Source organism: Runella rosea (genome assembly GCF_003325355.1).
Taxonomy (GTDB): Bacteria; Bacteroidota; Bacteroidia; order Cytophagales; family Spirosomataceae; genus Runella; species Runella rosea.
In genome coordinates this window covers 3,320,952-3,335,137 of record NZ_CP030850.1, presented here as the reverse complement: position 1 = coordinate 3,335,137, position 14,186 = coordinate 3,320,952, and the positions used below count along the sequence as shown (strand labels likewise).

Annotated in this window: 10 protein-coding genes; 4 read left to right on the top strand and 6 right to left on the bottom strand. The window is 45.7% G+C overall.

Annotated features, from left to right (window positions below):
• Positions 1–184: 184 nt before the first annotated feature.
• The 3 genes from atpG to atpA form a co-directional block, all read right to left on the bottom strand.
• The gene (gene atpG / locus DR864_RS13850; RefSeq protein WP_114067538.1) at positions 185–1,075 is read right to left on the bottom strand and encodes an ATP synthase F1 subunit gamma; all 891 of its coding nucleotides are present in this window, start codon (positions 1,073–1,075) and stop codon (positions 185–187) included.
• A 132-nt stretch (positions 1,076–1,207) separates the two neighbouring features.
• Positions 1,208–2,125: a class I SAM-dependent methyltransferase gene (locus DR864_RS13845; protein WP_114067537.1), complete on the bottom strand. Its 918-nt coding sequence runs from the start codon at positions 2,123–2,125 to the stop codon at positions 1,208–1,210.
• A 9-nt stretch (positions 2,126–2,134) separates the two neighbouring features.
• Positions 2,135–3,712, bottom strand: coding sequence for a F0F1 ATP synthase subunit alpha (gene atpA, locus DR864_RS13840; RefSeq protein ID WP_114067536.1), 1,578 nt, complete (start codon positions 3,710–3,712; stop codon positions 2,135–2,137).
• Positions 3,713–4,096: 384 nt separating this feature from the next.
• Between atpA and DR864_RS13835 the strand changes: the two genes are divergently transcribed.
• Together DR864_RS13835 and DR864_RS13830 are read left to right on the top strand one after the other, a co-directional pair.
• On the top strand, positions 4,097–4,909 hold the full coding sequence (locus DR864_RS13835) for a DUF5672 family protein (RefSeq protein WP_114067535.1): 813 nt from the start codon (positions 4,097–4,099) through the stop codon (positions 4,907–4,909).
• 3 nt (positions 4,910–4,912) lie between these two features.
• Complete coding sequence (locus DR864_RS13830; protein ID WP_114067534.1) at positions 4,913–6,112, top strand: glycosyltransferase family 9 protein; 1,200 nt, start codon at positions 4,913–4,915, stop codon at positions 6,110–6,112.
• A 21-nt stretch (positions 6,113–6,133) separates the two neighbouring features.
• On the opposite strand, the gene DR864_RS13825 is transcribed toward DR864_RS13830, so the two are convergent.
• Positions 6,134–7,150, bottom strand: a complete 1,017-nt coding sequence (locus DR864_RS13825) for a glycosyltransferase family 2 protein (protein WP_114067533.1) — start codon at positions 7,148–7,150, stop codon at positions 6,134–6,136.
• A gap of 45 nt (positions 7,151–7,195) precedes the next feature.
• On the bottom strand, positions 7,196–8,176 hold the full coding sequence (locus DR864_RS13820; RefSeq protein WP_114067532.1) for a glycosyltransferase family protein: 981 nt from the start codon (positions 8,174–8,176) through the stop codon (positions 7,196–7,198).
• 167 nt (positions 8,177–8,343) lie between these two features.
• On the opposite strand from DR864_RS13820, the gene DR864_RS13815 reads away from it, so the two are divergent.
• On the top strand, positions 8,344–11,700 hold the full coding sequence (locus DR864_RS13815; protein ID WP_162793807.1) for a VCBS repeat-containing protein: 3,357 nt from the start codon (positions 8,344–8,346) through the stop codon (positions 11,698–11,700).
• Between the two features lie 77 nt (positions 11,701–11,777).
• On the opposite strand, the gene DR864_RS13810 is transcribed toward DR864_RS13815, so the two are convergent.
• A complete protein-coding gene (locus DR864_RS13810) occupies positions 11,778–12,770 on the bottom strand; it encodes a polysaccharide deacetylase family protein (protein WP_114067530.1) in 993 nt (330 codons plus the stop codon).
• 102 nt (positions 12,771–12,872) lie between these two features.
• Between DR864_RS13810 and DR864_RS13805 the strand changes: the two genes are divergently transcribed.
• Positions 12,873–14,036, top strand: coding sequence for a serine hydrolase domain-containing protein (locus DR864_RS13805; RefSeq protein ID WP_114067529.1), 1,164 nt, complete (start codon positions 12,873–12,875; stop codon positions 14,034–14,036).
• Positions 14,037–14,186 lie beyond the last annotated feature (150 nt).

Genomic DNA, 14,186 nt, shown 5'->3' with positions numbered 1-14,186 from the left:
TGAAAAGGAGCTAGAGGAGGAAATTTTAAAATGGAGTAGTAAAATAACGTTAAGAAAATGCATTAGCAATTCATTGATACGATTTAGGCCCCTTTATTTGTATCTACAAAATGCTTAATTCCATAAGCAAACAGCCCGTTTCATCGAAGCGGGCTGTTTGCTGTTATTGAAAGAGTACTCGAAATTACCCTTGTGAAAGCGCTTCGGCCCCACCGACAATCTCCAGGATTTCCTTGGTGATGGCGGCTTGGCGCGAGCGGTTGTATTCTAAGCGCAGGGCTTTGATGAGCTCTTGGGCGTTGTCAGTTGCTTTGTCCATCGCGGTCATTCGTGCTCCGTGCTCAGAGGCGTTGGATTCGAGCACCGCGCGGTACAACTGGATTTTGAGTGTTTTAGGAATCAAATCGGTCACGATTTGCTCTTCCGAAGGCTCAAAAGTATAGTTAACGTTAGACGTAGTGGCCGTTTTCAAATCATTTTTCGCTTCTGGAATCGGCAAAAGCTGATCGGCGCGGATGATTTGGGTGGCTACGTTTTTGAACTCATTGAACACCACTTCAACGGCGTCGTATTTGCCAGCTTCAAAATCGGCCATGATGCTTTCGGCCGCTTCTTTCACCACACCAAAGCTCAAACGGGTATACACATCCATGAAGTCAGTATTTACCTTGAACCCCCGGCGCAAAAATGCCTCGCCGCCTTTTTTACCCAAAGCCAATATTTCTACGTTGCCTTTGGCGGCTTGCGTCGCGTATTTTTCCTGAATGAGGGCCACGGCGGCTTTGATGACGTTGGTATTGAAAGCACCGCAAAGTCCACGGTCGGAGGTAACAGTGACAATCAACACTTTCTCGACGGTGCGCACTTGCTTGTAAGGGCTTTCGGCGGCGGTTTCGGTTCCTGCCGATACCGTAGCGAGCATTTCGCCCAACTTCTTGGCGTAAGGGCGCATCTGGATGATGGCGTCTTGCGCACGGCGAAGCTTAGCGGCGGCCACCATTTTCATGGCCTTCGTGATTTGTTGCGTCGAGTTAACCGACGTGATTCTATTGCGAACTTCTTTTAATGAAGCCATTTTTTTACAGTTATCTGTTATTTGTTAATAGTTATCCTTGGGGGATAAATCTATTTTAACTTAACTTACTTTTTTGATTCATGCAAAGGCTTGCCTTTACTGTAAACTGTTGACTGGCAACTGTACACTTTTTTATTTGACTTTGCGCAGCCAAATACTCGAACCACGGCCACGGGTGGCGTAGGTGGGCATATTTTCGGCCAGCCAATCGGCATGAAACGTTTGGAGGAAATCATTGTGAAACAATATCTCAAACGTATCCTGATACATCAAAAACGCGCGCAAACTGTAGGCTTCATTCCAGCCAAAACGCCCGTTGCCGTCGATAACCCAAGCTTTGGGGTACTCAAACGGATAAAATACGTCGTGAACGTGAATGATGACGCCCGGTTTGAGGCGTGGAAAGATTTCGAACAAAAAGTAATTGACGTCGCTTCCCGTTTTTGATACGTGGGTAGAGTCGATAAAAAGAATATCGTTCTCGGCCAGTTTTTCAAAATACTCGACGGGAATATCCTGCAACGTTTTTTCAAAAATCGTCGTTTGCTGACGGTCAGCGGGGGTCAACAACGAATACAAACGGTCGGGATAAGGCTCAATAAACGTAAATTTTACGCTTTGATTGAGAAACCGCTCGTTGGTATCCAACATCACCGCCGACGAAAATCCCGACCCTGCTTCCATGATTTGCTTGGGGCGGAAGTGCCGCATCATGCAGTGGAGCGTGGTGGCGTCGGCGTGGATGAAATACTTATTGACAAAATAATACCGAAAGCCGTCTTGGGGAGTATCAGTAAAAGGCACCGACGGGAAGTACGATTTTGCGAACGTGTTCATCAACGCTACCTGTTCCGCTTCGCGGAGGTCGAGGCCCGGCAGAGTGCGCGGGGGCGCGGGATAAATCTGTGCTTCACGTTTACGTACTTCATCTACGGACACGATGGGGCTGTAAAAGTGCCCCGCCGGAACCCGAGTGCGGTACTTACCGATAAATCGGGCTACGTCCCCGATGAGGGGCGTAGCCTTGACGATTTCTTTGATGCGCGACATTTAGCTCAATTATGCGTATTTGGCGGCTAATTCGCGACCAACTTTCTTAATGATATCGGTGACAGAGTCATCCAATTTACCAGCAGCCAAACTTGGAAGTACTTCTGGATGAACGGCTTTCAATAAATTGATAAACTCCGTGTCAAACTCTCTTACTCTTGATACGGGCACTTTGTCGAGCACACCGTTGATAGAAGCGTAAATGATGGCTACTTGGTCGCCAACGCTTACGGGAGAGAATTGACCTTGTTTGAGGATTTCTTGGTTACGACGACCGCGCTCAATCGTCAGCTTGGTAGAGGCATCCAAATCAGAACCAAACTTAGCAAATGCTTCCAATTCACGGAACTGGGCTTGGTCCAACTTAAGCGTACCCGCCACTTTCTTCATGGATTTGATTTGCGCATTACCCCCTACGCGAGATACCGAGATACCTACGTTGATGGCTGGGCGGATACCTGAGTTAAACAGGTTGGATTCCAAGAAGATTTGTCCATCCGTAATAGAGATTACGTTGGTAGGAATATAGGCCGAAACGTCACCCGCCTGTGTTTCGATGATCGGAAGGGCCGTCAATGAACCTCCACCTTTCACTTTGTCTTTCAACGAAGCAGGTAAATCGTTCATGGTTTTAGCGATTTCATCTGAAGTCGTAATCTTGGCGGCACGCTCTAGCAAGCGGCTGTGGAGATAGAAAACGTCACCGGGATAAGCTTCACGGCCCGGAGGACGACGAAGCAACAGGGATACTTCACGGTAAGCAACGGCTTGTTTTGACAAGTCATCATATACCACCAACGCAGGACGGCCCGTATCGCGGAAGTACTCACCAATGGCCGCACCCGTAAACGGAGCAAAGAACTGCATGGGTGAAGGGTCAGAGGCAGAGGCTGCTACGATGACCGTATAATCCATGGCGCCGTATCGACGGAGGGTAGCTTCTACTTGCTTAACGGTAGAGGCTTTCTGACCGCAGGCTACGTAGATACAATAGACTGGCTCGCCTTTGTCGTAAAATTCTTTTTGGTTGATGATGGTATCGATACAAACGGCTGTTTTACCCGTTTGACGGTCACCAATCACCAACTCGCGTTGACCACGACCGATTGGAATCATGGCGTCGATGGCTTTGATACCCGTTTGAAGCGGCTCAGTCACTGGCTGGCGGTAAATTACCCCCGGTGCTTTGCGCTCTACGGGCATTTCAAAGGTTTCACCTTGGATAGGCCCCATCCCGTCGATAGGTTCGGCCAATGTATTTACTACACGTCCTACGATACCGTCTCCTACTTTAACGGATGCGATTTCGCCAGTACGTTTTACGGTATCGCCTTCTTTGATTTCGTTTGACTCACCGAGCAATACGGCTCCAACGTTGTCTTCTTCCAAGTTGAGAGCAAGGGCTTTTAGGCCATTTTCAAATACGAGCAATTCACCCGCTTGTACTTTTGTTAGGCCATAGATACGAGCTACCCCGTCGCCCACTTGCAGTACCGTACCTACTTCTTCGAGTTGGGCGTCGGTTTTTGCACCGGCCAATTGCTCCCGAAGTATCGCCGAAACCTCATCCGGTCTTACAGCTACCATAGTATGTTTGTGTTTATTGTTTAGTATTAATAATCGATTCGTGAATTGTGGCGGGTCTTTGGGTATTTAAAATGGAATAACCTCCGTCTTTCGCTTACAACTACGTTTAAATTTGCCGCAAAATTAGTGATAAATTTGCTTTGTTAGCATCGGTCTTTATAAAAAATATACAATTTTTTGCTAAAGTCCCGGTAGATGCCCCAAATGCCTCAAATAGGGGTTTTATTAGGTGAAGATTACAAACATATCGACCAACCGATTGTTGTGCTAATTGATGCAAAACCAATCGATGTATCGGTAAAATTTTATTTTAGAATGGGTTTTTGTTTTACCTTTAGCTTACTTTTGCCTCCTTAAATTTTTTTTTAGACAAAATAAGGTGGTATGAAGCCTGTTACCGTTGTAATTCCCTTGTACAAGTCTGTTTTCAGTTTGCACGAAAAAATCTCGTTTACGCAGGGACTACAGGTACTAAAAGAACATCCCATTGTTATCATAAAACCCTTTTCGTTGGATATTTCGTATGTATTAGGGGAATATCCGCAACTGAAAGTAGAAAACTTTGATGACGATTACTTTAAGAGCGTTCAGACGTACAATCGATTAATGCTTTCGGCGGAGTTTTATGAACGTTTCAGCGACTCCGAATACATCCTGATTTACCAATTGGATGCCTTTGTGTTTCGCGACGAGCTTTTGGAATGGTGTCAACAAGGATATGATTACATCGGAGCGCCCTGGCGAATCGAGCGTGATTTTAGTTCTGTGACCGACCGCATTATTTTTGGTCTCAAAAAACAACTGGCGATTTGGTTTGATTTGCGCGACAAGCAACGTAATAATCAACCGCTGGATGTAACAATAAAATTTACGGTTGGCAATGGCGGGTTTTCGTTGCGAAAAGTCCAAAAAATGCTGGACATTGTGCGCAACAATCGCCCTAAAATTGAAGAGTATTTGGCAAAGAAAGGGTCATTTTACAACGAAGACGTTTTCTTTTGCATTGAAATGAATCGGTATTTTCGACAAGTCCGTTTACCCCATTGGCGCAAGGCGCTTCGTTTTTCGGTGGAAGATTTGCCTTCCAAAGCCTTCATTTTAAATGGGAATAAACTCCCGTTTGGATGCCATGCATGGGATATTCACGAATTAGACTTTTGGAAACCCCATTTTGAAAAGTTTGGACATAAACTATAACGCATGAAGCGGCATTACAGCGGTACCCCTCGCGAGACCATTCCACTACGCATTCTGGATTTCTTCATTGATATCTACGTGCGGTGGTTTTATCGTAAGCGGGAAAAAGAGCCGTTTTCTGCCGCTCCCAAAGTGCTTATTGCTTCATTAGGCCACATGGGCGACGCCCTGACGGTTTCGTATTTGTTTCCCATTATTCGCCAAAAATATCCCGAGGCAATCATTGATATAATCTCGCCGAGTTGGTGCAAAGCAGTCAATGAACACAATCCTTACGTTCGTCATACGCTGGTTATTGATCATTATTTAAGTAATCGAAGCAAGATTGGCATTTGGCAAAAACTCAAACGGCATTACCAAACATTTCAGCAAGCGCTACCTATTTTACGAAATGAGCACTACGATTTTTATTTAGATGTTCGTACCTCTTACGGGGTGTCTCACTTTGTGTTGCCTTTTACGAATGTCAAAAAAGCAGTGGGTTTTAATCGGCGTGGTATGGGTGGTTTTTTGGATGTTGAGTTGGAAATCCCGCAGAAAGATGGCAACTATCACCATTTTGAGGCATACGAGGCTCTGCTAAAAGAAATGGGAATTGATACAAGGCTGGAAGAGGTGGTGCCTTATTTTACCATTGATGCGTCAATCACGTGGGAGCAGATTCAATCAAAATTGCCTTTGACGATTAATAAACCCTACATCTTGTTGTTTCCCGAAACGGGAGAGCCTCACCGCCAAATGCCGAATTCATTTTGGGTGAATGTCTTGAAAGAAGTGCTTGAAAAGTCGGATTATTCTGTGGTTCTGTGTGGACAAACCGACCTGTCGGCGCAAATTGTGAAGGGGATTGGTCGGGCAACGGCGTCTCAATTTTTAGAAAAAATCATTGATGCTTCAAAAAAATTATCCATTCAGGAGTTGGCTTTTTTATCCACAAAAGCGGAGTATGCACTTACTTTGGACTCTTTTCCCGAACATCTGTGCTGCATTTTTTGTGAAACAATTACCATTTATAAAGCTTCAGGACTGCCTTTCTTTCCTATTGCTAATTATCCCGTATTGCTTTTTCATACGCATTTTCTAAGTAAGAATGCAGCTTATGTACGTCGAAACGTCACGGTACATTACCGTGAAAAAATCGAAACCCTTGAAGTGCGGCAATTGATTGTGTCGAAAATTACCACCGAAAACAAAGTGTTGTAACCACGCCAAAACGGAGCTGTTTTATTCTAAGACATCCCCGAGGGCCGTCATAAAAATACCCCTTGGTGTAGTATCCTGATCGGCAAAATAGTGGTAGCTTCCTCTGATCCATTCCTTAAAAACGGGTATAATGCGCAGTACCCTGTTGCCAGAAAGATTGGCCCGTACGGTCAAAAAATGAAGTTTTTCTTCCACTATTTTCAAGTTTTTGTTTCCTTTCGGGACGACGCGCTGTAAGTGGTTATACAGGGTCTGCAATTCGCGCTGCCGTTGTTGGTACGGAATCAATTTTTGCTGATGCGGCCTTGCCAACCGCTGTGTTAGGCTCAGGGGGGCTAAATTTTTCGGTCGGGTGCCCACTTGCTGGGCGGCATGTTGTCGGTAATTCACGAGAGGTTCGGGGATGAATTGGATTTGTTCCAAAACCGACGCCACAAAAGCAATCCATGTATCGTGCAGAAAATCAGGAATATCGAGGGGAAAAGGAAGCAGTTGATTCAGAAATGATTTGCGGAGGGCCATGGTACAGCCTGCAACGCGGTTGCCGATGAGCATAACCCTAATGCTTTCTCCTTCTCGCCATTGTTGCAGTTGGAGTGGTTGCAGCCGTACAACATCCCAAAACGTAGTCTGAAAGGGTTCTCCTTGTTCATTGATTAAAAGAGCGTCTGAAAATACGACATTTAAGGACGGATTTTGCGTCAGAAATGCCGCCATACGCGTAACCTTCTCGGGGTGCCAAACATCATCTTGGTCGCATAGAAACAAGATGTCTCCCGTGCATTGAATCAATGCTTTTTCAAAATTTTTGGTGACACCTACTTGTTGTTCATTCACAAAAACACGCACTTTGAAAGGGGCAGTCAGCGCGAATTTGTGCACTAAATCTACCGTATGGTCCGTAGAGCAGTCGTCACAAACTACTAGTTCATCAGGCAGTTGTGTTTGACGGGCTAAGCTCTCCAATTGTTCCCATAAAAACCGCTCTCCATTGTAAGTACACAAGGCGACGGAAATCAGTGATTTATTGGTAGACATACTAAAGGAAATAGTTATTTGATAAATGTACTGAAAATGAAATGATTAGGATGCATTTAATAATCGAAGTAAACTTCGGCATCCCGCAACGATTAGGCGTTTGAGGGCTTTGTTTTTTTGATAAAAGTAGGAAGGATTGTGATAGGCATTGGGCAAAGAACGAAAATCAGCATCTCGGTTATCAATTAATGCCTGTTTATATACGTCATACAATGGTTTTACGTCGGGACGGTTGGCAAAAGTATATCTATTCTGATGCACCGATATATCGTCGGGGTAGGAGAGATGATACCCGCTGAAATGAAAAAACAGCAATGGAGACGTATTATTTACCCAAAAACGGCCTTTTTCATGCGTTATTTTTCGCTCGTGCATGTTCCAGTAGGCCACATTGTAGCCGAGGTTTTTGCTGATCAGGGCTGCTGGATAAAACAGCGGCACGTAGTTGAGCCACAGTTGATCCACAAACATCCCTTCGGCAAAATCATGGTAGCCTTCGTGCCAAACGCGGTCTTGCCACCAATTCAGAAAGTGCAAGGATTCTTCGCTGCGGCGCAGGGCAAAGAAGCCGCCATTGTAGAGCCCAGCGTTGAGAAAACTACGTAAGCGGGGTAGGCCTTCCGTGGTAATGGGCGTTGTAACGTGGGGCGTAATGACGATGCTGTGGTTTTCTAAATCATCTTCGATGGCGTTCAGACTGTCGAAAAAGAGAATGTCAGAATCGAAATAAAGCAGTTTTTGGACTGCAGGATATTTATTTAGCAACCAACTGGCCAGATAAGGCTTGGCCAAACAACTCAATTCAAAAGGGGTATAGCGGTCAAAAAGCGATTCAAAGTCAGGTATCTGTTCCTTATTAATTTCAACAAGATGGTAGTTCGCAACCGAAGAAACGTCCCGATGGTTAATTTTATCAAAAAGCCCAATCACAACCTGATACTCGGGATTATGCCTCACAAGGCTGTCGGCCATGGTTTTGGCTTGTGCTAAGTGACTGAATGTACAAATGGTAAAGGCAAGACGCATCAGAAAAGCGGTAGATTTTGGGCAAAAATAAACGCTTCTTTCGAGTTTCGAGCAGAGAGAGCCGATATTTGATTATTCGGGAAAGCGCAGATGGGTAGGATAAAATGCAGAACGGGTAAAATATCGTGCGGAGTATCGTATTTTTGATGCTTTAAATGATTGACCTAATGATGAAAAATAAATGGGGAATCGGATTGGTGGCCTTGCTGTTTGTGAGTGGCTGTCAATCGGATCCTACACTTTTTGAACGACTTGACGCTTCCGACACAGGAATTACGTTTACCAATCAGTTGACCGAAACCGAAACGGCTAATATTCTGGCCTACGAGTATTTCTACAATGGTGGCGGGGTAGCCGTAGGCGATTTTAATAATGATGGTCTGCCCGATGTATATTTGACGGGAAATCAGGTGCCTAATAAACTGTTTATCAACCGAGGAAATCTCCACTTTGATGATGTTACGGAGCAGGCGGGTGTAGCGGGGCGTACCGGTTCGTGGAAAACGGGGGTGACGCTCGCCGACGTAAATGCGGATGGCTGGCTGGATATTTATGTGTGCTATTCGGGTAGTTTTCCCGCTGAAAAACGCAAAAATCAACTGTTTATTAACCTTGGTTCCACCAATAAATCACAAAAAGAAGTCCAGTTTAGGGAGCAAGCCGAAGCTTATGGTATTGCGGATGCGGGGTACTCTACCCAAGGGCTGTTTTTTGATTACGATACCGACGGAGATGTGGATCTATTTGTGCTGAATCATAACCTGCGTGGGTATCAACGCAAGGAGGCAGCCTACCTCAAAAAGGAATTTGACGCCGATGCAGGCGACAGGTTATATCGAAACGACGGTGGACATTTTACCGATGTGACCAAAGAAGCGGGCATCATCAGCAATGCGCTGGGGTTTGGGTTGGGCATTGCGACAGGTGATTTTAACGGCGACAACAAACCCGATTTGTACGTGTGTAATGACTATGTAGAAGAGGATTATGCTTATTTAAACAACGGCGACGGAACGTTTTCGGAAAGAGGAAAGGAGATGATGGGGCATTTTTCGTACTCAACGATGGGCGTAGATATTGCGGATGTCAACAATGACGCGTTGCCCGATATTTTTACGACCGATATGCTACCCGAAGATAACCGTCGTCAGAAAATACTGTCGTGGCCCGACAACTGGAATGTGCAACAGGCAATGCTCGAAAATGGGTTTCATTGGCAGAATATGCGTAATATGTTGCAGATGAACCAGGGGATGACGGAGCACGGAACACGGAACATGGAAAAGGGGAACCATCTCTCAGGGCAGGCCCGCCTAGAATATCCGCTCTTCGCCGAAGTGGGTCAATTGGCGGGTGTTCAGGCGACGGACTGGAGTTGGGCGGGGTTGTTGGCTGATTTTGACAACGATGGGCTGAAAGATTTGTTTGTCTCCAACGGTTTTGTGCGGGATTATACTGATTTGGATTTTGTGAAATATTATGCCGATGAGCAAATGAATGGAGAAGGAAAGAAATCCCGAAAATCGTTGTTGGACCACCTTCAAAAAATGCCCGCTACGCCCACGCACCACTATGTTTTTAAAAATGAAACGGCAAAAGGCAATCAGGTTCAGTTTGCTAACAAGGTTAAAGAATGGGGTTTTGAACATTCCATTATCGCGTGCGGGGCGGCGTATGCGGATTTTGATCTAGATGGTGATATTGACCTCATTACGTGCAATACCAACGAGCCGACAAGCCTTTACAAAAATCAGCAACAAGAACAGCAACCGCAGAATTTTGTCAAAATCAAACTGAAAGGCGATGGAGCAAACGCGTTTGGTATAGGTGCGAAAGTGTACGTGTATGCCGACGGACAGGTTCAATACCAGGAGTTTACGCCCACGCGTGGATTTCAGGCCTGCATGTACGACGACCTTCATTTTGGTTTGGGTAAAACCCCAAAAATAGATTCTGTTCGGGTACTTTGGCCGAGTAATAAGAGTCAATTACTGACTTCAGTTGCGTTGAACAAAACACACTTGGTGGAAGAAAATAAAGCCGTGCCTTTTGAGCCCTCACTGCTTTTACCAAAGGAGAAACCAATTTTCAAAGAAACAAATGTCCTGAATTTTACCCACCATGAAAACCCCGCTATTGATTTCAACGCGCAGATTCTGCTGCCGTACCTTTATTCCTCGGGCGGCCCTCGAATGGCCAAAGGCGATGTAAACGGCGATGGTTTGGAAGATATATACGTGGGCGGAGCGACCGACCAAGCGGGACAATTATTTCTGCAAACAAATAGCGGCCTTTTTACGCCAAACACTCAACCCGCTTTTGAGGCCGACAAAGCCTTTGAAGATCGCGATGCAGTGTTTTTTGATGCCGATGGTGACCGCGATTTGGATTTGTACGTGGTCAGCGGCGAATACGACGTAAACTACGCCCAACTTCAGGACCGCCTCTATCTCAACAACGGCAAAGGTGCATTTAGTCGCAGTCTGATGGGGCAAATCCCCGAAATTATGCTCAACAAAACCTGCGTGGAAGCTTTTGATGCCGACGGCGACGGTGATATGGATTTATTTCTGGGAGGTGGAGTCCAAACCGCAAATTTCCCGTACGCGACCGAAAGTCACCTGTTACAAAACGATGGAAAAGGTCATTTTGTCATTGCCCAAAAATGGGATTTGGGGTTGGTTACGGATGTTGCCGTGGCTGATATAAATACAGATAACGCCCCTGACCTCATCGTTTCGGCTGAGTGGAAACCGATTCAAGTGTTGGAAAATCAGAAAAAGGGTTTGCATTTTACACTTTCTACCGTGCCTTCCGTTGGGCTTTGGAGCCGGATTGCTCCCGCAGATTTGGACGGAGATGGGGATGTTGATTTTGTGGTGGGAAATGTGGGATTGAACACTGCTTTAAAAGCTACTAACCAGCAACCAATGACGTTGTATTACGACGATTTTGACCAAAATGGCCGCCTCGACCCATTTATTGCCTATTTTAATCAGGGGCAAGTCTATCCGTTGGCGGGGCGCGATGAAGCTTTGGAGCAATTGGCACCGTTACGTAAAAATTTTATCGACTATAAATCCTATTCAACCGCCACCGCCGAAGAAGTGCTGGGTCAAGAATGGTCGGCACGTGCCGTAAAACTTAAGGTCAACGAGCTGAGAACGGGAATATTAATGAACGAAAAAGGAAGATTAACCTTTAAACCCTTGCCGTTGACGGCCCAAACGTCACCCATCTACGCCATTGCTACGGCAGATTTTGACGGGGATGGAAAAACGGACATTTTATTGGCAGGAAATCAATCCAACTTCCGGATTCGTATCGGAAAAACCGACGCAAACCAAGGTATTGTATTCAAAGGAAACGGCAAAGGAGATTTTGAATATTTGCGGCAAGACCAATCAGGATTGGCGTTGAAAGGAGACGTACGTGATGTACAAACCGTAGGGAATCAATTCATTTTTGGGGTAAACAACGGGAAGGTTCAAACGTATTTTTTTAGCCGAAAAACTGCTAAATAATAAATGTAAAACCGCAAAAGTATAGCTCACTTTTGCGGTTTTACGGTTACTTCAGTTTAACATTTTGCGGTTCCTTTTTACTTCACCTTGGCGCGGCGTTCGCGCATTTCGCGCCAAGTGGTAAGGATAATGCCTTCTTTTTCGATGAATTTTTTGAGTGCTGGATCCTGCATTGCGTATAGGTCTCCGTAGCGGGTAGGCCATGAATCAGTGATTTCTTTGAAGTTTTCGCTCGGGGCGGCGCAGTGCATAATCACCATCGTAATGCCCGGTTTGGCCTCTTTCAACAACTCAATGTACTTTTCGGTTTTCATTTTTCGCAGGTTTTCTTCCGTATTAGGTGTTTCGGGCGAGAGTTTCCAACCGTATGTATCGGCAAATAAATCATCCAAAACGGGCAATCCCGCGTTCCAAAGCATCTTGCCGATTTGTTGAAACTGCTGAATTTCCTGCGCGGGGCTGTTGCGCTCTTTGGCAATCAACGTGGCGTGACCGCCTGGAAGCATCACGGGGATTTTTTCCTGTATTCCTACTTTGATGTAGCGCTCGGTAAAAGCCGCCGAGCCAAACAGCGTGCCCATGTGGGAGTCGATGTGTGATGGCTCTACCCCAAAGGCGCGGAAACGCGCAATTTGGGCGCGAATTTCGATCTCCACTTCGTCGGGAGTGGCGTGCTTCACCACGTCACCGACGTTTGACCACATGGCGCCTTCTTTGTCCAACAGCCCTGGGACTTTTTCGCGCCCTGAAATCGGAAACCAGCGGTAGCCTTTCCATTCCGACGTCAACGTAAGGTGAACGCCCGCGTCGGTGGTGGGGTGTTGTTGCACGTATTTCATGTAGGCGGGCACCCAGCCGCAGGGCATCATCACGCTGGTTGAGTTGGCCACGCCCTTTTCCATCGCCAGAATCGTTCCCTGATTGGCTTCGTACGACATCCCAGCGTCGTCAATGTGAAAAATGATGATTTTTTTGCCTTTGGGATAACCCAATTTTTCGGCGTAGGTTTCCTGAGAGATGCTCTGCGCTGCACAGAGAAAAGATAACACAGCGACGAATAGATATTTCATGAAATACAGCGTTTATATTTGCTTCATTAAAGACGTTTTGCTCCTAACCTTACCTAAACTTGGTTCAGCAAAGAACTACCGCACTACTTACTTTTAGATTGTATGAAAAGGCTATTTCGTAATTTACTTTTTGGTTTGGGCGGCTTATTGCTTTTGGGCGCGGGCCTGACCTACACGCCGCCGTTTGTTCATATTCGTAATTATGTGCAGCGCGGAGAAGTGGATATTTTGGATTATAAGCACCACCCTAAACGTCAGGTATTGGCTTCCACTCTTCCTGAACCTTGGCCGCTGGACTCTAATTTTAACAAAGCGGTAATTTCCAAAAACCTCATGGATACGCTAGAAAAATACCAGACAACGGCTTTTTTGGTGTTTCAAGATGGTAAATTGGTTTATGAAAAATACTGGGAAGATTTTGACGCTAAAACCCTGAGTCAATCTTTTTCGGCCGCCAAAAGTATTATTTCGATGCTGGTGGGAGTGGCGTTGTACGAAAATAAACTCAGAGGGTTGGACGAGCCGATTTCTAATTACATCGACTCGTTTCGCGAAGGAGAAAAGGCGAAAATTACGCTGCGTCACTGCCTGACCATGAGTAGTGGACTGGATTGGCACGAAAAAGACCGTGGGGTGTTTAGCAACAATGCCTACGGCTACTACGGCGAAGACATGGCCGATGTCATCGACGGCCTGAACGTAGAAAAACCTGCTGGTAAAGAATTTGAATACCGCAGTGGCGACACCCAAATTCTGGGCTTAGTATTGGAAAAAGTGTACAACAAAAAAATAGCCGACCTAGCTTCCGAAAAAATATTTCAGCGTATCGGTAGCGAAACAGATGCCTACTGGATGCTCGACAAACCCAAAGGCCGCGAAAAAGCCTTTTGTTGTTTTGCCCCCACCGCGCGCGATTATGCCCGATTCGGGCACCTGATGCTCTGGAAAGGGAATTGGAAAGGCCGCCAAATTGCTTCCGAAAAATACATGACCGAAGCCCTAAGCCCCGCTAAAGGAGTCATTGACCCTAAAACTGGTAAGCCCATTGAAGTCTACGGGTATCAGTTTTGGATGCAACCTTACAAAGACCTTCAAACGGTCAGTATGCGCGGTTTGTTGGGACAACTCATCTGGGCGATTCCCGCCAAAAATGCGGTGGTAGTGCGGCTAGGCCACAAAGAAGCCCCGCAAAAGGTAGGCCCCTACTTTAAGCAGGATTCGGAAATGTATTTGCAGGCGGCAATGGAAGTGTTGGTAGAAAAATAAATTTGTTTTTATAAAAATGCATTCATTTTTGAATTTCAGTTAAAACGAAATCAAAGGGGATTTTTTTATGCAGGATTTGAGTGTAAATTTGGTAAAACAACAAAAGAGATGGTATGGCCGCCAAAGATATTTTTCATGAGTTGGTTAAGC